This window comes from Streptomyces albus subsp. albus (assembly GCF_000719865.1).
In the GTDB taxonomy this organism is placed as follows: Bacteria; Actinomycetota; Actinomycetes; order Streptomycetales; family Streptomycetaceae; genus Streptomyces; species Streptomyces albus_E.
In genome coordinates this window covers 98407-117241 of the sequence record NZ_JOID01000005.1, presented here as the reverse complement: position 1 = coordinate 117241, position 18835 = coordinate 98407, and the positions used below count along the sequence as shown (strand labels likewise).

The following is an 18835-nucleotide window of genomic DNA, read 5'->3' as shown; positions in this document are numbered from 1 at the left end:
AAGCGGCGGAAGCGGGGCGGCACATGGGCTGGACAGTCCTCTACATCGCATTCGGGGTCGTCGCCCTCTGGCTGCTCGGTGAAGTGCTGCTGCAGTACAAGGCGCGGCTGCGCTGGCGGCTCCTCGCCTTCGCGGGCTTCTCCTGCGTGGTCGTCGGCGTCCTGCTCATCCCCTCCGTGATCCTGATCGGGATCGGGGCGATGGCCTTCGCCGTCGGGCAGACGTTCGTCACGCTCTCCTTCCGGCGCGGCTTCTCCACCGGGTGGGCCATCGGCGGCAAGCCGGGCGCGAGCAAGCGCCGCAAGGGCGACCCCGGGCACCGGTCGGAGCCCACGCTGGAGGTCTCGGAGCTCGAAGCGCTGCCCGACGGCGGCGAGTTCGCGGACGGCGGCGGGTTCCCCGGCGCCGGCGCACGCCCGGAACGGGAGCCGGAGCCGGAGGTCTACCGGCCCGAGCCGCTGCCCGACGACACCGGCGAGTACGGCATCTACGGCGACACCCGCTACGGCGATCCCGGACGCGACACGGGCCGGGGCGGCTACGACGAGTACGCCGGCTACGACGACGGCTACGGCTCCTACGCGGGAACCGGCGCCACCACGGGGCAGGCGGGCGGCCAGACCGGCTACGGCGAGGGCACGTACGACTACCAGGCGGCGCAGTACGGCGACTACTCCGACCCGTACGCGGGCGCGCAGAACCAGGGCTACGGTCAGGACTACGCCCAGGGCGGCACGGCCTACGGAGCGGCCGACCCGTACGCGGGCGCGCCGTACCAGGCGGCGGACCCGTACGCGGCGGACCCGTACGCGCAGCCGTACTCCGAGACCCCGCCCGGTGGCGTCTGGGTGCCCCAGCCGCGGGACGGCGGAGCGCCCCTTCCGCCCGAGGAGGCCCCGGCGGACCAGCAGCCCTACCCGTACCAGGCGCCTCCCGGCTACAACAGCGGCTTCGACGAGCAGCAGTACCGCTACTGACCCGGCGGAACCCGGCCCGGCTCCGCCGCGCCGCCGGCGCGGCCTACTGCGAGCCGCGCCAGTCGTCGCCGTTCACGATCAGGCCCGCGGCCAGGGCGCCCGACATACCGGTGTGGGCGAGCCCGCCGCCGGGATGAGCGGAACCGCCCACCAGGTACAGCCCGCCGACAGCGGCGCGGTTGCCGGCGCGCAGGAACGCCCCGCCGGCGCCCGCCAGCGCGGGGCCCGGCACCGAGCCCCCGGGCGCCCCCGTCTCGCGCTCCGTGTCGGCCGGGGTCCGGATCTCCCGCCACAGCATCCGGCTCTCCAGATCGAGCCCGGCCTTGCCGGCGGCGGCCAGGACGGCGTCGGCGAACCGCTCGGCCCGGTCCCCGGCGGTCCAGTCCAGCGTGCCCCCCGCCGCGCCCTCCCCGGAGGCGTGCGGCGGGACGGTCACGGACAGCACCGCGGTCTCATGGCCGTCGTCCGGGAGCAGCCCGGGATCGCCGGGGCGCAGCACCGTCACCGTCGGCCGGTCGCAGAGGCCGCCGAAGTCTCCGTCCAGACCGGCCCGTTCGGCCGCCGGATCGGCGGCGTGCAGCACCGTGCGGTGGGCCGTCCCGTCCGGGCGCGGGCCACGCAGCGCCAGCAGCAGGCTGAACCGGCCGTAACCGGGCGAGGAGGTGGCCGGCGGCGGCGAGGGCGGCGCGCCCGCCTCCGGCGGCAGCAGCCCGCCGTACAGCAGCCGGGCGTCGACGCCGGAGACCACGGCGTCGGCCTCCACCGGGCCGCCGTTCCGTATCTCCAGGCCGGCCGCCCGCCCGTCCCGCACGGACACGCCCGTCACCTCCGCGCCGAAGGTGAACTCCACGCCCCGCGCGCGGCAGCGCTCGTACAGGGCCTCCGCGAGGGCCCGCATTCCGCCGCGTACGTACCAGCTGCCGAAGGTGTGCTCCACATACGGCAGCACGGCCGCGCTCGCGGGCACGGTCCGCGGGTCGAAGCCGTAGGCCAGGGCGTGGCTCTCCAGGAGGGCGGCCAGCCGCGGATCGCGCAGCTCGCGCCGGGCCAGCTCGGCGAGGCTGCGGGGCGGCCGCGCCCGCCGCAGGCCGAGCAGCCCCCGGCCGGCCCGCGCAGGGTACGGATCGCGCTCCAGGGAGGCCGCCCGTTCGCGCGGCAGGGGCTCCTCCAGCAGCGGGCGCCGGGTGACCTCCCAGGTCTCCCGGGCGCGGCCCAGCAGCTCGCTCCAGCGCTCACCGGCGCCGGCGCCGAGCGCCGTGTCGAGAGCCCGGATCACACCGGCCCGGGAGGCGCCCGGCAGGGAGAGGTCCGTACCGTCCGCGAAGAGATGCCGGCTCGCCGGGTCGACCTGGCTCAGCCCGACGCACGACTCCAGCGGCTCCTTGCCGGTCTTGAGGAACAAGTCGCGGAAGACGGCGGGCAGATGGAGCAGCCCGGGGCCGGTGTCGAGTCCGAACCCGTCGCGCTCGAAGCGGCGGAGGGCGCCGCCGTACGTCTCCGCGCGCTCGTACACCGCCACCCGGTGGCCTGCCACGGCCAGCCGGGCGGCCGCCGCCATCGCGCCCGTGCCGGCGCCGATCACCGCAATCCGTGCCATGGGCGAGACCTTAGCCGGGGGGACCGACGGCCGTGCCGGTGCCCCGTCCGCCCGCCCGGCCGGGGCCTTCGCCGGGTTGCGGAGGTGCCGCCGTACCCGGCCGTGAGTATCCGGCGCGTGGTCTGAGTATCTGTACCCAGACGGCGGATGAGTAGCCGCGCGGATGGGACGGGACGGCCGCGAACGGAAGAGTGAGGGGCGCGAGGGGAGCCCGCCGGCACCGCCGGCACGGGGCGGCGGAACGGCGCGGCACCCCGGAACGGCCCGGAGGAGCACCACGGGGGAGCTCGTCCGGGCGGCACGGGGAGGCCCCGGAACACGGGGAGACCCCGGGCACGGGGGCACGGGGGAACGCTGTCCTGGCGGGGTACGACGGGGGATCGCACCACGCCAGGGCAGCGCCTTTTCACGCGCTCACGCCCGCCGGCACCCGGGCGCGCCGCGCCCCGCGCCGCGCGCGCGAGCCGCTCACTCGCGCGGCGCGCACCGCTCTCCGCCGACCCGCCCCTGCAGCAGCCGGGACAGCGCGGCGTGGACGTCGTCGAGGGTCCGCTCCTGCTGGAACGCCTTCCAGTCCAGCGCCGCCACCAGCACCATCCCGACCAGGGCCGCCGCCGTCAGCTGGACATCGACCTCCCGGCTCACCTCGCCGCGCTCCACGGCCTCCCGGATCACCGTCTCCACGACCGCGACCGCCTGCTGCCGCAGCACCAGCAGGGTGTCCTGCCAGGCCCGGTTGGTGCGCCACAGCTCGGCCACGTAGAGCTGGGTGAAGGCCGGGTAGCGGTCGATGAAGGCCAGCCCGGCGCGGACCATGGCGTCCAGCGCGTCCACCCGGCTGCCGCCGCGCCGCGCGGTCTCGTCTGCGGCCCGCTGGAGCGAGGCGGTGAGCATCCCCACCCCGTGCCGGAGCAGTTCCTCGAACAGTTCGCTCTTGCTGGCGAAGTTGTAGTAGACGGTGCCCTTGGCCACCCCGGCGCGCTCGGCGATCTCCTCCACCGTGGTGGCCGAGAAGCCCTGCTCCGCGATGAGCGTGACGGCCGCCTCGTAGAGCTTGGTGCGGGTGGCCCGGCGGCGGGTGCTCGTGCTCTCCATACCGGTGATTCTCCTGGTTACCGGGCGGTCTACCGACTGGTCGGAGCTCACAGGCTCAGCTCCGGGTGCAGCCGGTCCACCGTCCACACCTGGCGGCGCCGGGCCGACCAGGCGGTGAGCGCCAGCGCGCCCAGGGTGTACGCGGCGAGTACGGCGGTGCCCTGCCAGACCGGTTCCAGCCCGCCGCCGGTGATCAGCCGGCGCAGCCCCTCGACGACATGGGTCATCGGCAGGAAGGGGTGGACGGCGTTGAAGAACCCGGGGCTGGTCTGGACGGGGTAGGTGCCGCCCGCGGAGGTGAGCTGAAGCATGAGCAGCGCCAGCACGAGGATGCGGCCGGCCGGACCGAAGCGCGCGTTCAGCCACTGGACGACGGCCGCGAAGCAGGCGGTGACCAGCAGCAGGAAGCCGATGGTGCCCGCCGCCCGCGCCATCCGCAGCCCGAGTCCCCAGTGGAGTACGGACATCAGGGCCGCCGTCTGCAGTACTCCCAGGGCGGCGACGGGCAGCCAGCCGGCCACCGCGATGCGCCAGGAGGAGGCGCCCGTGGCCAGGGCGCGCCGGTTGAGCGGCTGGATCAGCATGTACGCGACCATGGCACCCACCCAGAGGGAGAGCGGGATGAAGTACGGGGCGAAGCCCGTGCCGTAGTTCGGCGCCGTGTGCAGCGAGCGGTTGGCGAGCTGGACCGGATCGGCCATGACCTCCGTTCGCGCGTCGCGCTCGTCGCGGTCGTAGTCCGGGATCTTCCGCGCGCCGTCGTGGAGGCCGCCGGCCAGCTTCTCCGATCCGTCCGCCAGCCGGAACAGACCGCCGTCCAGATCGTCCGCGCCCTCGGAGAGCTTCCCGATGCCGCGGTCGAGGCTCTCCGAGCCCTTCTTGACGGTGGTCAGACCGGTGTGCAGGGAGTGCGCGCCCCGGGCGACCTTCTTCGCGCCCGCGTCCAGCTTCTCGATCCCCTTGACGGCGGTGTCGACGTCCTTCCAGAGCAGCGGGGCCTTCCGCTCCAGGGTCCGGGCGTACCGCTGCACGGAGGCCAGGTCGCGGTCCAGCCGGTCCAGTTCGCCGTTCTCGCCGCGCACCAGGGACTCGACGGTCTCCGCGGCGTCCGCGGCCTTGCCGGCCGCCTCGGCGGCCTTCTCCAGCCGCGGGCAGGCGTCGTCGCCCGGCGCCGGGGCCGGCTCGCAGCGCTCCTTGTGGTCGGCCGCGAGGAAGTCCGCGGCCTCGCGGCTCTCCCGGGCCAGCTCGGCCGAGGTCGTGGGGGAGGGGAGGTCACCGAGATGGCCGCGGACGGTCCCGGCGGTGTCGGCGACCAGGCCGGCGGTGCGCCCGATCTCGTCCCCGTGCTCCTTGAGGAAGGGGACGAGACGGCCCATCCGTTCCGCCTCGGCGGCGAGCTTCCCGGTGCCCTCGGCCACGCCGGCGGCGCCGGAGTCCAGGCGGCGGGAGCCGTCGTGGAGCTTCCGCAGGCCGGTCCTGAGGTCGCCGCTGCCCTTCTCGGCCCTGGTCAGGCCGTCCGCGAGATCCGTGGCGCCCCGGTGTGCCCTGCCCACCCCCTTGTCCACCTTGTCGGCGCCCTTGGCGGCCTTCTCGGTGGCTCCGTGGATGTCGGAGAAGGAGAGGAAGATCTTGTCCAGGTAGGAGCGGGCGGTGTCCGCCGAAGCGGCGGAGCGCACCTCCGCGAAGACGGTCCGGGAGATCTGCCCGACGACGTAGTTGTTGGCGTCGTTGGTGCGCACCCGGAGCGCGCCGCTCACCGGGCGCCGGCCGCCGGAGCCGGAGGCGAGGCGCTCGCTGAAGTCCTCCGGTACGGACAGCGAGAGGTAGTAGCGGCCGCTCTCCACCCCCGCACGGGCCTCGGCGGCACTGACCTCGTGCCACTCGAACGTGTGACTGTCGCGGAGGCCGTCGGCGATCCTGTCTCCCGCGGCGAGCCGCTCACCCGCGACGGTGGCGCCGCGGTCGGCGTTGACCAGGGCGGCCGGGACCTTGTCGAGCCGGCCGTACGGGTCCCAGAACGACCAGAGGTAGAGCGCTCCGTAGAGCAGCGGCAGCAGGAGCAGGGCGACGAGTGCCGCCCGCGGCATCCGGCCCCGGCCGAAGCGCCGCAGCTCAAGCGCGGCGAGTCGTGGCGAACGCATCCGCCGTCCCCTTCCCGTCCGTTGGTGCGCCGGTCGGCCCGTCCGTCGTTTCCTCCGCGGACCCGTCCGCCGGCCTGCCCGCCGTTCCGTTCCCGGAGTCCGCGCGGGTGTCCGGAGGCCCGGCGGCCGCGTCGTCCCCGGCCGTGTCCCCGGCCGTGTCCCCGGCCGTGTCCGTGGCCGTGGTGCGGACGACGACGGAGCCGGGCGGAGCCTGGCTGCACACGGCGAGGACGGTCGTCCCCGCGGCGGCCACCCCGGCCAGCAGGTCCCATACGGCGGCCCGTTCCTCGCCGTGCAGCTTGAGATCGGTGTCGTCGACGGCCAGCAGCCGCGGCCGGCCGATCAGCGCGAGCGCGACCGACAGCCGCAGCGACTCCAGCCGCTCCAGATCCCGCACCGTCGTACGGGAGCCCTTGGGCAGGGTCTCGGGCGCCAGCCCGGCGCCATCCAGCGCCCTCTCGACCCGTTGCCGCAGGTCCGCCGCCCGTGCTGCGCGCGGGCGCAGCAGCTCGCGGGGCGGGGCGCCGAACCGGCGTTCCATCAGGGCGCGTTCGCGCAGGTGCTCGGCGACCGTCAGGGACGGCTCGAGTTCGGAGACGCCCGGGACCGGGCCCAGGGCGCTGATCCGCCGTACGGCGGCCATGTGCCCCCGCCGGGCCCCGCGGCCGGTCGGCAGCCGGAGGCCGGCGACCTCCGCCTGTCCGGCGTGGGCCCGCATCCGCCCGGTGAGGGCGAGCAGCAGACAGGTGCGGCCCGTGCCCGACGGTCCCTCGACGGCGATGAGCGCTCCGGGTTCCGCCGTGACGGCGATGTCGCGGAAGGCCCAGCCGCGGGGGCCCCGCAGGCCGAAACCCGTGGCCGTGACCGCCGCTCCCGCCGGGGTGGTGTCCGTCACCCTCGTGTCCCCTCTCCCGTTTCCGTGCCGCGGTCGCCCGGGGGCGACGCGGAACGATCACGGCGTCATTTCTTGAACTGACTGGTCAGTGCAAAAACTATCGGTCGCGGGCCGGTGGCCCGCGGCCGGGGGTCCCCGTCTCGCGCGGGCCGGGGAGTCCGCGGGCAGGGACGGCCCGGTAAGCGGCCGGAAAGAGGGAAAATCGCAGGTCAGGACGGATTGTCAGTGGTGTGCCCGACGATATGCACATACGGCCCCTACAGCCGTTCCGCGACGACAGGAGGTTCGTCATGGCGACCACGTCCGCCGCAGCGCGCCGACGCCGCAGCAACCGGACCACCCCCGCACACGCCGGCTCCCCGGCCGACGTTCACCCCGTGGTGCGCCGGGCCGGCGCACCGCCCGAAGCTCTGGGCCTGCTTTCCCAGGCCCGTGCCGGACTGGACGAAGCCGCCGGACTCCGGGAGCCGAACGAGCGGTACGCCACCGCACACCTCGCCGCCCTGCGGACCGCCGCGGCCGTGCTCGCGGTCCGCGGCCGGCCCGAGAGCACCCCGCGCCGCCGGCAGCGCATCCGCAGCGCGTGGGAGGTACTGCCCGAGGTGGCTCCCGAACTGACCGAGTGGAGCATGCTGTTCGCCTCCGGAGCCGCCCGCCGGGCCCGCGCCGAGGCGGGCATACGCGACGCGGCGGGCAGCCGCGACGCCGACGATCTGCTGCGCGACGCCGGGATGTTCCTCCGCATCGTGGAGCGGATGCTGGTGCTCCAGCCGGTGCTTCCGCAGGCCCGTCACCCCGAGCCCCGGCCGGAGGCGGAGCCCGACGCGAGCTGAGCGGGAGAGGCAATAGGGTGGAGGGCGCCTGCACCGACTGCGACCGCCGACCCCCGGCGGTCCCGCGCCGAGGAGTCACCCGCCGTGTCCGACCCGATGCGCCCCCGAGCCTCTCTCCGCACCGCCGTGGTCTGGGATGTGCTCCGGGAGGCACTGGACCGCCGGATGAAGAGCGCGGACCCGGGCGGGCACGGTGCCCGCCCTGTGCTCGACGTGCTCGACACCGGCGGCGGCACCGGCAATTTCGCGGTGCCCGTAGCCCGCCAGGGCCACCGCGTCACCGTGGTCGACCCCAGCCCCAACGCCCTCTTCGCCCTGGAGCGGCGGGCCGCCGAAGCCGGAGTCGCCGACCGCGTGCGCGGAGTCCAGGGCGACGCGCACGGCCTGTTCGAGGTGGTCGAGCCGGGCGGCTTCGACGCCGTTCTCTGCCACGGCGTCCTGGAGTACATGGAGGACGCGGCGGAGGGCGTGCGCAACGCCGTCGCGGCGCTCCGTCCGTCCGGCACGCTCAGTCTGCTCGCCGCCGGGATGGGCGGTGCCGTGCTCGCCCGCGCGCTCGCCGGGCACTTCGCCGAGGCGCAGCAGGTCCTGGCCGATCCGCGCGGGCGCTGGGGCGAGGGGGACCCGGTGCCCCGCCGCTTCACCCCCGACGAGCTGACCGCGCTCGTCGCCGACGCCGGCCTGGCCGTCGAGGCGGTGCACGGCGTCCGGGTCTTCGCCGACCTGGTGCCCGGCGCCCTGGTCGACAGCGAGCCCGGCGCCCTGGAAGCCCTGCTCCGGCTGGAGGCGGCCGCGGCCGAGGTCCCGGCCCTCCAGTCCGTCGCCACCCAGCTCCACGTGCTGGGTGAACGGGAGTCCGGCTGACGCCGTACGGCATACCGTCCGGAGTCGTCCCGCTCCGGTTGGCGCATGCTCTGGGCCACAGCCTCACCCAATCGGACGCATTGCCCCGTATGATCGAGGGAACACGGTCGGCATCGTCGGACGGGCCGGCAGGGGAGAGTCACCCGGATCCTGACCCGATGTGCCCTCACGTCTGGGAAATGACGGAGGGGAGCGGGTTTCACGGGGGCGAATCCCTGCCTATCCTTGAAAGCGTCGCACCCGGTCGCTCCCGCGACCGACGAGTAGGAGGACTCCGTGCCGCTCTCGGAGCACGAGCAGCGCATGCTCGAGCAGATGGAGCGAGCGCTGTACGCCGAAGATCCCAAGTTCGCGACAGCGCTTGAGGGAAGCGGGCTGCGCACGTACACCCGTCGCCGGGTGTACCAGGCGGTCGCGGGTTTTCTGGTGGGTATCGCGCTTCTCATGGCGGGCATGGTTGCCCAGCAGATCTGGATCAGCGTGGTGGGGTTCCTCGTCATGCTCGGGTGCGCCGCGCTCGCCGTCACCAGCTGGCGCAAGGCGCCCCAGCCGGGTGAGCCGCAGCCGAGCGACGCCGGCGCCCCGGCAGGCCGCAGACAGGGCAGGCAGCGCCGCTCCATGATGAACCGCATCGAGGAGCGCTGGCAGCGCCGCCGCGACGAGCCGGGACACTGATCCTCCGCCGGGAGGCGGCTGAGCCGGACGGAGCCCGGCACACGGACTCACACCTTGAGGGGTGACCTCGCGAGAGGTCACCCCTCAAGTCGTGCCCGCGAGCGGACTGTTCGGCCCCGGCCTCCCCCGTGGCCTCCCCGTTTCCCGGCGGGCCCGGCCTCAGCCCCGCTGCCGGGTGGGAACGCGCCGGGCGACCCGCAGCGCGGCCGTGCGCCAGGCGATGTTCCACCGCTCGGCCAGCGCCGACCACCCGCGCGAACAGGCCCACACCACCCGCACCGCCGAGCGCGGTGCGAACCGGGCCCGCAGCCGCGCGCCCCGCCCGGCCGAGGCGTGCAGGGCCGCCCGCACCCGCCGTACGTCCTCGGCGATTCCGGGCACCGGACGCGGCACCGGCGCGTACAGCACCTGCTCGACGGCCCCGGCCACCCGGCGCACCGATGCGGCCGCGGGCTCCTCCAGCCCGCCGGCCGCCACGATCCGCTCGGCGGCCCGGCGCGGAGTCTGCGAGTCGTCGGGCGGGAAGCCGTGGTCCCAGGCCGAGTCGATCAGTTCCCGCCAGGCGGCGAGGACCCCCTCGGCCGGGTCCTGCGGCTCCTTCCCCGCCACGGCGAGCCGGCGTCCGCGCACCCGGGTCCGCCACAGCAGGGGCAGCAGCGGCAGTCCCAGCAGCAGAACGGCGGCCCCGGCGGAGAGCAGGATCGTGCGCAGCGGCAGCCCGCCACCGCCGGCTCCACCGCCGGCATCGGCCGGGGGCGTCTCGCACTCCCCGAGGAAACGCTGGTCCGCCGGGCAGTCGTCCCGGTCGGAGGGAGCGGCCGACGGCTCCGAGGACTCGACGGCCTCCGGCTCCTCCGGATCCGTGGTGCCGCTCTCCGGGGCGTCCGGCACGGTGTAGTCGGGCACCGTCCCCCGGGAGGGCGTCGGCTCGAAGCGGACCCAGCCGATGTTCTCGAAGTACAGCTCGGGCCAGGCGTGCGCGTCGCGGAGGCCGACGGACATGGCGCCGTTCGCACTCGCCGTGCCGGGGGTGAAGCCGACCGCCACCCGCGCCGGGATGTCCAGGGTCCGCGCCATGGCGGCCATGGAGAACGAGAAGTGGACGCAGAAGCCCTCCTTCTGGTCCAGGAAGTTGGCGATGGCCTGGCTGCCGCTCCCGGCCTCCACCTGGGTGTCGTAGACGAAGCCGCCCTCGGAGGCGAACCAGTCCTGCAGCCGCACCGCCTTCTCGTACGCGGTGCCGGCGCCCCGGGTCACGTCACGGGCCGTGCGGGCCACCACCGGGGGCAGCGAGTCCGGCACCTCGGTGTATTCGCGCAGCAGATCCGCGGGCGGCGGGCCCGCTGCCGCGAGCTGCGCCGCGGTCGGCCGCACCAGCAGGCTCGACACCTGGTATTCCGCCCCGCGGGTGGTCTGCCGGCGGTTGCCGACCAGGGTGCGGCCCTCCGGCTCGAAGCTCCAGCGCCCGCCGATCTTCACCCGGGTGGCCGGATACGGCATCGGAAGCCAGCTCTGCCGGTAGGAGTCGGATGCCGAGACGGAGGTGTCGACCCTGGTCGTGGCGATCTCCGGGCTCAGTCCGGCCGGCGGCGGCAGTTCGTCGGGCACCGGGCGTATCGGCCGTTCCGAGGATTTCCAGGAGGCACCGTCGAACTGGTCCAGGGCGACGATCCGCAGATAGAGGTCGCGGGTGTTCTCCGCGTTGGTCCGGTAGGAGAGCACCTCCCGGTTCTCCGGCTGGTTGAGGCTGTTCTGCAGGGACACCAGCGGATTGACGGTGGTGATCGTGCCCGCGCCGGGGCCCGAGCCCGCGGTGCCCCGCTGCGCGTCGAGCAGCCCGTCGCCCAGCGACGGCATGACGGCGGGCAGCAGCATCGCGATGCCCAGGGTCACCGCGCCGATCCGGCGGCCGGTGCGGAGCGGGGCGGCGGCCCGGCCGCCGCCGGACTCCAGCCCGGCACCCAGCCTGCTGGGCGCGGGCGGCGCGCCACTGAAGACCCGTCCCCACTGGGAGAGCCGGTCCCGGCCCTCGGCCAGCAGGAGCAGCAGATAGCCGACCGCCGCGAGCAGGAACCACAGCCAGCGCGAGCCGCCCTGGTCCAGCCCGGCCGCCACGGAGTACAGGGCCAGCAGCGGCAGGCCGGCGGGGGCCGCCGTCCGGTACGTCACCGCGAGCACGTCCACCAGCAGGCCGATCGCCAGCACGCCGCCGACCAGCATCAGCCGGATACCGGGCGTCACGGGCGCCGGTATGGAGTACTCGCCGACGTCCTGCCCGCCCTCCGACAGCAGCATGGCGAACTCGCGGAAGGCGTCCGGGCCCGGCAGCAGTCCGGCCACGGCCTGCCCTCGCGCGAAGGACCAGGTCAGCAGGGCGAGGGCCGCCACCAGCTGGGCGAGTACGGTGAGCGGGCGCGGCAGCGGCGCCCGGCGCGCCAGCGCACCCGCCCCGGACACGGCCGCCAGCAGGAAGGCCGCTTGCAGCAGCCACCCGGCCTCCTTCACCAGCGGCAGCAGGGAGCAGGCCGCCAGCAGGGTGGCCAGCGCCGCGCTCACCGCCAGCCGTCCGCGTCCGCTCATCGCCCCTCCTCGGTCCGCCGCGTCATGTCAACCCTCCGCCCGGCCGCCCGCGGGCGCCCCCGCCCGCGGCCGTTCGGCCATCCGCCAGAGGTCGGGCAGCGACGCGCCCGGGGCGACCGGGACCACGGACCAGCCGGCCTCGCGCAGCAGCCGCAGCCGGCCGGCGAAGCCGCCGGGGTCCGCGTCCGGCTCCCGCGCCCAGGCGCCGGCGTCCAGGACGAACGCGACGGCGCGGCCGGTCCGGTGCCGCAGCCGCGCCACCACCGCCGTCTGCTCCTCGTCCAGCGCGCCGAGCAGCGCCACCAGCAGCCCCTCGTGACCGCCGCGCAGCACCTCGTAGGCGGCGGAGAGCCCCGGTTCGTCGGAGTGGTCCACCACCGCGAGGGTGTCCAGGATCAGCCCGGCCGTGTCCGCGAAGTCGCCCGGTGATCCCGCGCCGCCGTCGGTACCGGGCACCGTGTCACCGGTGTCGGTCAACAACCGTACCGAGAAGCCCCGTTCCAGCATGTGTGCCGAGATGGAGGCCGCCGCGGACACGGCCCATTCGAACCCGGAGTCGGGCCCCGCGCCCCGGTGGGCGACACGGCGGGTGTCGAGGAGCACCGTGCAGCGCGGCTGCTGCGGCTGCTCCTCCCGGCGCACCATCAGCTCGCCGTAGCGCGCGGTGGAACGCCAGTGCACCCGGCGCAGATCGTCCCCGTGCCGGTAGCCGCGGGGGATGACGTCGTCCTCGCCGGCCAGCGCGAGCGAACGGTGCCGCCCCTCGCCGTAACCGGGAGTGTCCCCGGAGAGCCGTACCGGCGGCAGCGGGTCCGTGCGCGGCACCACGGTCAGGGTGTCCCGCGCGCTGAACGCGCGGGTCAGCTCGCACATCCCGAAGGGATCGGTCAGCCGCAGCTGGAGCGGCCCGAGGGGATAGCGGCCGCGCAGATCCGAACGCACCCGGTACGACACCTCACGCCGTCCGCCCGGCTCCACCCGGTCCAGGACGAACCGGGGGCGCGGCCCGAGGACGTACGGCACGCCGTCCTGCAGCATCAGCAGCCCCGTGGGCAGCCGGGAGACGTTGTCGACCCGCAGACGCACCCGCGCCTCCGAGCCGGCAGGAACCCGCGCGGGGGCCAGCCGCCGGCTGCCCGCCACCTGGTAGCGCGTGCGGTACAGCACCGCGACGCACACCAGCGGCAGGACGGACAGGAGCAGCCCGACCCGCAGCAGGTCGTCCTGGCCGAGGACGTACGCGCACGCGGCCGCGGCGAAACCGGCGGCCAGGAAGGACCGGCCCCGGGTGGTGAGCCCGGCCAGCGCGCTCCGCAGCGTGCCCCGGTGCTCCCCGTCCGCCCCGTCCTCCGCGGGCGCCGAGGCCCGGCCCGGCGCGGCGGACATCACAGCCCCCGGAGGCCCGGCGGCCGGCCCTGCGGCGTCCGGCCCCACTGCGGCGCGGAGGGGTCGGGCACCGGGGTCTGCCGGAGGATGTCGGCGACGACCTGCTCGGACGTGCGCCGCCCCAGCTGGGCCTGGGCGGTGGGCAGCAGCCGGTGCGCGAGCACCGGGACGGCCAGGGCCTGCACGTCGTCCGGCAGCGCGTAGTCCCGGCCGTGGAGGGCCGCCGACGCCTTCGCCGCCCGCAGCAGATGGAGCGTCGCCCGCGGCGAGGCGCCCAGCCGCAGCTCGGGGTGGCTGCGGGTGGCCGCCACCAGATCGACGGTGTAGCGCCGGACGGAGTCCGCGACGTGCACCGTGCGGACCGCTTCGATCAGCTTCACGATGTCGTGGGCGTGCGCCACCGGCTGCAGGTCGTCGAGCGGTGAGACGCCGCCGTGCACGTCCAGCATCTCCAGCTCGGCCTCGGCGCTCGGGTAGCCGATGGACACCCGGGCCATGAAGCGGTCCCGCTGTGCCTCCGGCAGCGGGTAGGTGCCCTCCATCTCGACCGGGTTCTGGGTGGCCACCACCATGAAGGGGCTGGGCAGCTCGTACGTCTGCCCGTCCGCGGTGACCTGCCGCTCCTCCATTGACTCCAGCAGCGCCGACTGGGTCTTCGGCGAGGCGCGGTTGATCTCGTCACCGATCACGATCTGGGCGAAGATCGCACCGGGCTTGAACTCGAAGTCCCGCCGCTGCTGGTCGAAGACGCTCACCCCGGTGATGTCCGAGGGGAGCAGGTCGGGGGTGAACTGGATGCGGCGCACCGAGCAGTCGATCGACCGTGCCAGCGCCTTCGCCAGCATGGTCTTGCCGACCCCCGGTACGTCCTCGATGAGCAGATGGCCCTCGGCGAGCAGCACGGTCAGCGAGAGCCGTACGACCTCCGGCTTGCCCTCGATCACGTTCTCCACCGACCGGCGCACACGCTCCGCGGTGGTGGTCAGATCAGTGAGGCTCGCTCGATCGTCATAGGTCGTCACCCAGCCCTCCTCGGCCCGTTCTCCGGGCCGGCGCACCCCCACGGCGGGCCGGCCACACATCACACGCGCGTCATACGCGCACACCGCGTCCGGCGTTCGCCGGCGACGGTGCCACACTGCGCATTCTTGCCGCCCCCGCCGCTTCGCGTCACACGCCTGTGGACAACCCGGGGCCATTTGTCGCCATCTGTCCCGGCTTGTCTGTCCGGGCAGGGTGGCCCCGGGGTGTCCCCGCGTACCGGGCGGCCGCCCGGGCTCAGGACTCCGGGCCGGCGGGGTCGATCTCCCGCAGCAGTCCGGTGGTCACGTCGAAGACGAAGCCGCGGACGTCGTCGGTGGCCAGAAGGAACGGCGAGGTCCGGACCCGCTGCATCGACTGGCGGACGTCCTGGTCGACGTCCCGGAAGGCCTCCACCGCCCAGTTCGGCCGCTGGCCGACCTCCATCTCCAGGTCGTGCCGGAACTCCTCGGTGATGCTCTCCAGACCGCAGTTCGTGTGGTGGACCAGAGCGATGCTGCGGGTGCCCAGGGCGCGCTGGCTGATGGTCAGGGAACGGATGGTGTCATCGGTGACCACACCGCCGGCGTTGCGGATGGTGTGGGCGTCGCCCAGTTCCAGGCCGAGGGCGGCGTGCAGGTCCAGCCGGGCGTCCATGCACGCCACCACGGCGACCTTCTGAACGGGTCGGGCATCCATGCCCGGGTCGGTGAACCCGGCGGCGTACTTCCGGTTGGCGGCCACCAGCCGGTCGATGACGCTGTCGGTGGCGGGACGGGGTGCGGGAGTAGATGTCGACATACTCCGACGTTATCCGGCGCGCCCGGCCGTGGCCCGCTGTGAGAGGGGGGCAAAGCCGCCCAACAAGCGGGATGTGAGCGGATCCACACCGTCCGCGGACCGCTCTCCGGAGGACCGGGAGCCGGTCCGCGCGGCGCGCAGGCCCGTTGATTGACCGCGGGGAGGAGTGGACTAAAGTGACGCGAAGTGGGAGGCGCGGAGCTCCCCCGGACCGAAAATCCCCGCGTGCGCGGCCTGTACGTACGGCTCGGCCTCCTCCCGCTCCCCGGTCGGCTGACGCTCCTTCCCCGGTGCCAGCGGTTCGCAGAGCGGGCGGGGACCCGGCGGTGTGTACGGCGGCGCCGATCTGAGAGGGCGCATGAGCGAGACCCGACATGTCCCGGTGATGCTCCAGCGGTGCCTGGACCTGTTGGCCCCGGCCCTGGCGGAGCCGGGCGCCGTCGCCGTCGACTGCACCCTCGGCCTCGGCGGACACAGCGAGGCCCTGCTGAAGGCCTTCCCGGGCGTCCGGCTCGTCGCCCTCGACCGCGACCCGGTGGCGCTGCGGCTCGCCGGTGAGCGGCTCGCCCCCCACGCGGACCGGGCCACGCTGGTGCACGCGGTCTACGACGAGCTGCCCGAGGTGCTGGACCGCCTCGGCGTTCCGCGCGTCCAGGGCATCCTCTTCGACCTCGGCGTCTCCTCCATGCAGCTGGACGAGGCCGAACGTGGGTTCGCCTACGCCCAGGACGCGCCGCTCGACATGCGGATGGACCAGACGACCGGTATGAGCGCGGCCGAGGTCCTCAACACCTATCCGCCCGGCGACCTGGTCCGCATCCTGCGGACCTACGGCGAGGAGAAGTTCGCCCGGAAGATCGTGGACGCCGTCGTCAGGGCCCGGGCCGAGGAGCCCTTCACCACCAGTGCCCGGCTCGTGGAGCTGATCCGGAACGCCCTGCCGCAGGCGGCGAAGCGCACCGGCGGGAACCCGGCCAAGCGCACCTTCCAGGCGCTGCGCATCGAGGTCAACGGCGAACTGTCCGTCCTCGAACGGGCGATCCCCGCCGCGGTGTCCCGGCTCGCCGTCGGCGGCCGGATCGCCGTCCTGTCGTACCACTCGCTGGAGGACCGGCTGGTCAAACAGGTGTTCGTCGCCGGAGCGGGCAATACGGCGCCCCCCGGCCTGCCCGTCGTCCCCGAGCAGTACCAGCCGCGGCTGAAGCTCCTGACCCGCGGCGCGGAGCTGCCCGGCGAGGAGGAGCTCGCGGAGAACAAGCGCGCCGCGCCCGCCCGGCTGCGCGGCGCGCAGCGGATCAGGGAGGACCGGCGGTGAAGAGGGCGCTCCGCGGCAGGGCCGCCCGGCTGGCGGGGCTGATGCCGGCCGGCCAGAGCACGGCGGCCCGTACGCCGTTCGTCCTTCTGGTGGTGCTGCTGCTCGCCGGCGGGCTGATCAGCCTGCTCCTCCTCAACGCCTCGCTCAACCAGGGCTCCTTCCGGCTCAGCGAGCTGAGGAAGGAGACCACCGAGCTGACGGACCAGCAGCAGGCCCTGCAGGAGGAGGTCGACGCCTTCACGGCGCCCGACGCGCTGGCGGAGCGCGCCCGCGAGCTCGGCATGGTCCCCGGCGGAAGCCCGGCGTTCCTGTACCCGGACGGCACGGTGCGCGGCGTCCCGTCCGAGGCCGCCGCCCCGCCGTCCCCGGCGCCGAGCCCCTCCGGCGGCGCACGTCCCTCCGGGCTCGCGGGGCTCACCGAGCTCCCCGGGCCGGCGGACGCGCCCCTCCCGGAGCCGCCCGCCCACCGCTCCGGCGGCTGACCGCCCGCCCCCGCACCGGAAAGGCCAGCGCATGAGTGATCCCCAGCAGCCGCGCCGGCGGGTGCCCGGCCCCGCCGCCTCCCGCGGCCGCCGGCCGGCACCGGCGGGCCGGGCCGCGCGGTCCGGCGGTACCAGGAGCCGCGGCCCGGGCGCTCCCGGCCGCGGCCCGCGCCCCGGCCGCCCGGCGCAGCGGCCGATCCGGCTCGGCAATCCCCGGCCCCGCCTCCGGCTGGTCGGCCTCGGGCTGGCCCTCGTCATGCTGGCGTTCGTGGTCCGCCTGCTCCAGGTGCAGGCCGTGGAGGCGGACACCTACGCGGCCAAGAGCAAGGTCAACCGGTACATCACCCATGAGATCGCGGCCGAGCGCGGCTCCATCACCGACCGCTCCGGCGGCGAGCTGGCCACCACCGTCGACGCCTACGACATCATCGGCGACCCGTATTTGTTCACCCCGGAGCAGAGCGAGACCGGGGACGCCCCCGAGCGGGCCGCCGAACTGCTCGCGCCCATCCTCGGGGAGGACGAGGACACGCTGGCGGAGAAGCTCTCCGCGGGCGATTCCCGTTACGCGGTCCTGGCGCGCCGCCGGTCACCGCAGGTCTGGCAGCAGATCAAGGACCTCAAGGACGGCTTCGCCGGGAAATCCGGTTCCGGCGGCGAACCGAACCCGCTGGCCGGGATCTACCAGGAGCCGCACAGCAAGCGGGTCTACCCGAACCGGGAACTGGCCGCCGGGATACTGGGCTTCGTCAACGCCGAGGGCACGGGCGGCGGGGGCCTGGAGGCCAAGCTCGACAAGGAGCTGGCCGGCGAGCCCGGCAAGATCACGTACGCCCACTCCGGCGGCCGCCGGGTGCCCACGGAGAGCGCCCGGGAGCAGCCCGCCGTGCCCGGCTCCGACGTCCGGCTGACCATCGACCGCGATCTGCAGTGGGCCGCCCAGCGGGCCATCACCGACCGAGTCCGGAAGTCGGGGGCCGAACGCGGCTACGTCGTCGTACAGGACGCCCGGACCGGCGAGATCCTGGCCCTGGCCAACGCCCCCGGGTTCGACCCGAACGACATCTCCGCCGCCGGCACGAACCTCGGCAACCCGGCCCTCCAGGACGCCTACGAGCCCGGCAGCACCAGCAAGGTGATGTCGATGGCCGCCGTCCTGGAGGAGGGCGCCGCCACTCCGGGGACCCATGTGACGGTGCCCAACCGGCTGCACCGGGCCGACCGGCTCTTCGCCGACGACGTCGACCACCCCACCTGGTACCTGACGCTCAACGGCGTGCTCGCCAAGTCCAGCAACCTCGGCACGATCCTCGCGGTCGAACAGCTCGGTGCGACGCAGAAGGAGGCCAACAAGGTCCTTCACTCCTATCTGCGGAAGTTCGGCATCGGCCGGCCCACCGGCCTCGGCTACCCCGGCGAGACCCCGGGCATCCTGGCGAAGCCGGAGGACTGGAACGCTTCGCAGCAGTACACGATCCCCTTCGGTCAAGGGCTCTCGATCAACGCCGTCCAGGCCGCGTCCGTCTACTCGACCATCGCCAACGGCGGGCTGCGCGTGGAGCCCACGCTCGTCCGCGGCACCACCGGTCCCGACGGCCGCTTCACCCCGGCGCCCGAGCCCGAGACCACTCGTGTCATCAGCGAGAAGACGGCCAAGACGCTCGCCAGGATGCTGGAGTCCGTCGTCGGCAGCGAGGAGGGGACGGGCACCAAGGCGCGGATCCCCGGCTACCGCGTCGCGGGTAAGACCGGCACCTCCAACCGGGTGGACCCGGACACCGGCCGCTACAACGGCTACACCGCCTCGTTCGCCGGATTCGCACCCGCGGACAAACCGAGGATCACCGTCTACTGCGCGGTCCAGGACCCGGACCCCGCGAAGGGGAGCTACTTCGGCGGCCAGACCTGCGGCCCCGTGTACAAGCAGGTCATGGAGTTCGCGCTGAAAAGCCTCAAGGTGCCCCCCACCGGCGCCGAACCGGCGAAACTTCCGGTGACCTTCGAGCCACGCGGCTGAACACGCACGGAACCGGGCGGAATCACGCGGAACGACGCACCACATGGCGGGACAACGGGGAACAACAGCCCAGACCGGAAGAACCGGAGGAAGAACCGGAGGAGCGGCCCGGCAGGCCGGGAGGCGCCGGAAACCCAGGAAATCCCAGAAACCGAGC

The 18835-nt window shown here is 74.5% G+C and carries 15 protein-coding genes; 7 read left to right on the top strand and 8 right to left on the bottom strand.

Features of this window, described 5'->3' with window-relative positions; genetic code table 11:
* Window positions 1-23: 23 nt before the first annotated feature.
* Window positions 24-977, top strand: a complete 954-nt coding sequence (locus IF83_RS0106110) for a hypothetical protein (RefSeq protein WP_030543001.1) — start codon at window positions 24-26, stop codon at window positions 975-977.
* A 43-nt stretch (window positions 978-1020) separates the two neighbouring features.
* Here the strand turns inward: IF83_RS0106110 and IF83_RS0106105 are convergent, their stop codons facing one another.
* The 4 genes from IF83_RS0106105 to IF83_RS0106090 all read right to left on the bottom strand — a co-directional run bounded on the left by IF83_RS0106105 (window position 1021) and on the right by IF83_RS0106090 (window position 6705).
* Window positions 1021-2574, bottom strand: coding sequence for a phytoene desaturase family protein (locus IF83_RS0106105; protein WP_030543000.1), 1554 nt, complete (start codon window positions 2572-2574; stop codon window positions 1021-1023).
* Window positions 2575-3042: 468 nt separating this feature from the next.
* A complete protein-coding gene (locus IF83_RS0106100) occupies window positions 3043-3669 on the bottom strand; it encodes a TetR/AcrR family transcriptional regulator (RefSeq protein WP_030542999.1) in 627 nt (208 codons plus the stop codon).
* 47 nt (window positions 3670-3716) lie between these two features.
* Window positions 3717-5810: a YhgE/Pip family protein gene (locus IF83_RS0106095; RefSeq protein WP_030542998.1), complete on the bottom strand. Its 2094-nt coding sequence runs from the start codon at window positions 5808-5810 to the stop codon at window positions 3717-3719.
* The gene (locus tag IF83_RS0106090; protein ID WP_030542997.1) at window positions 5782-6705 is read right to left on the bottom strand and encodes an ATP-binding cassette domain-containing protein; all 924 of its coding nucleotides are present in this window, start codon (window positions 6703-6705) and stop codon (window positions 5782-5784) included. The genes IF83_RS0106095 and IF83_RS0106090 overlap by 29 nt, the downstream gene beginning before the upstream one ends.
* A gap of 290 nt (window positions 6706-6995) precedes the next feature.
* Here IF83_RS0106090 and IF83_RS0106085 point away from each other — a divergent pair, with 290 nt between their 5' ends.
* The 3 genes from IF83_RS0106085 to IF83_RS0106075 all read left to right on the top strand — a co-directional run bounded on the left by IF83_RS0106085 (window position 6996) and on the right by IF83_RS0106075 (window position 9077).
* Entirely contained in the window at window positions 6996-7538 is a 543-nt protein-coding gene (locus IF83_RS0106085) for an SAV_6107 family HEPN domain-containing protein (RefSeq protein ID WP_030542996.1), read from the top strand.
* 84 nt (window positions 7539-7622) lie between these two features.
* Window positions 7623-8402, top strand: a complete 780-nt coding sequence (locus tag IF83_RS0106080; protein ID WP_030542995.1) for a methyltransferase — start codon at window positions 7623-7625, stop codon at window positions 8400-8402.
* A 276-nt stretch (window positions 8403-8678) separates the two neighbouring features.
* Complete coding sequence (locus IF83_RS0106075; protein WP_030542994.1) at window positions 8679-9077, top strand: DUF3040 domain-containing protein; 399 nt, start codon at window positions 8679-8681, stop codon at window positions 9075-9077.
* A gap of 159 nt (window positions 9078-9236) precedes the next feature.
* Here the strand turns inward: IF83_RS0106075 and IF83_RS0106070 are convergent, their stop codons facing one another.
* The 4 genes from IF83_RS0106070 to IF83_RS0106055 all read right to left on the bottom strand — a co-directional run bounded on the left by IF83_RS0106070 (window position 9237) and on the right by IF83_RS0106055 (window position 14864).
* Entirely contained in the window at window positions 9237-11657 is a 2421-nt protein-coding gene (locus tag IF83_RS0106070; protein ID WP_030542993.1) for a transglutaminase TgpA family protein, read from the bottom strand.
* A gap of 27 nt (window positions 11658-11684) precedes the next feature.
* On the bottom strand, window positions 11685-13043 hold the full coding sequence (locus IF83_RS0106065) for a DUF58 domain-containing protein (RefSeq protein ID WP_030542992.1): 1359 nt from the start codon (window positions 13041-13043) through the stop codon (window positions 11685-11687).
* A complete protein-coding gene (locus IF83_RS0106060; protein WP_030542991.1) occupies window positions 13043-14065 on the bottom strand; it encodes an AAA family ATPase in 1023 nt (340 codons plus the stop codon). Before IF83_RS0106060 ends, IF83_RS0106065 begins: the two co-directional genes overlap by 1 nt.
* A 256-nt stretch (window positions 14066-14321) precedes the next feature.
* Window positions 14322-14864: a beta-class carbonic anhydrase gene (locus IF83_RS0106055; RefSeq protein ID WP_030542990.1), complete on the bottom strand. Its 543-nt coding sequence runs from the start codon at window positions 14862-14864 to the stop codon at window positions 14322-14324.
* A gap of 358 nt (window positions 14865-15222) precedes the next feature.
* Between IF83_RS0106055 and rsmH the strand changes: the two genes are divergently transcribed.
* The 3 genes from rsmH to IF83_RS0106040 are packed head-to-tail and all read left to right on the top strand — an operon-like array spanning window position 15223 to window position 18678.
* On the top strand, window positions 15223-16179 hold the full coding sequence (gene rsmH / locus IF83_RS0106050) for a 16S rRNA (cytosine(1402)-N(4))-methyltransferase RsmH (RefSeq protein ID WP_030542989.1): 957 nt from the start codon (window positions 15223-15225) through the stop codon (window positions 16177-16179).
* Window positions 16176-16661, top strand: coding sequence for a cell division protein FtsL (ftsL, locus tag IF83_RS0106045; RefSeq protein WP_030542988.1), 486 nt, complete (start codon window positions 16176-16178; stop codon window positions 16659-16661). The genes rsmH and ftsL overlap by 4 nt, the downstream gene beginning before the upstream one ends.
* Before the next feature lie 31 nt (window positions 16662-16692).
* Window positions 16693-18678 carry a peptidoglycan D,D-transpeptidase FtsI family protein gene (locus IF83_RS0106040; RefSeq protein ID WP_030542987.1) on the top strand — a complete coding sequence of 662 codons (1986 nt, stop codon included), beginning with the start codon at window positions 16693-16695 and terminating at the stop codon, window positions 18676-18678.
* Window positions 18679-18835: the final 157 nt, after the last annotated feature.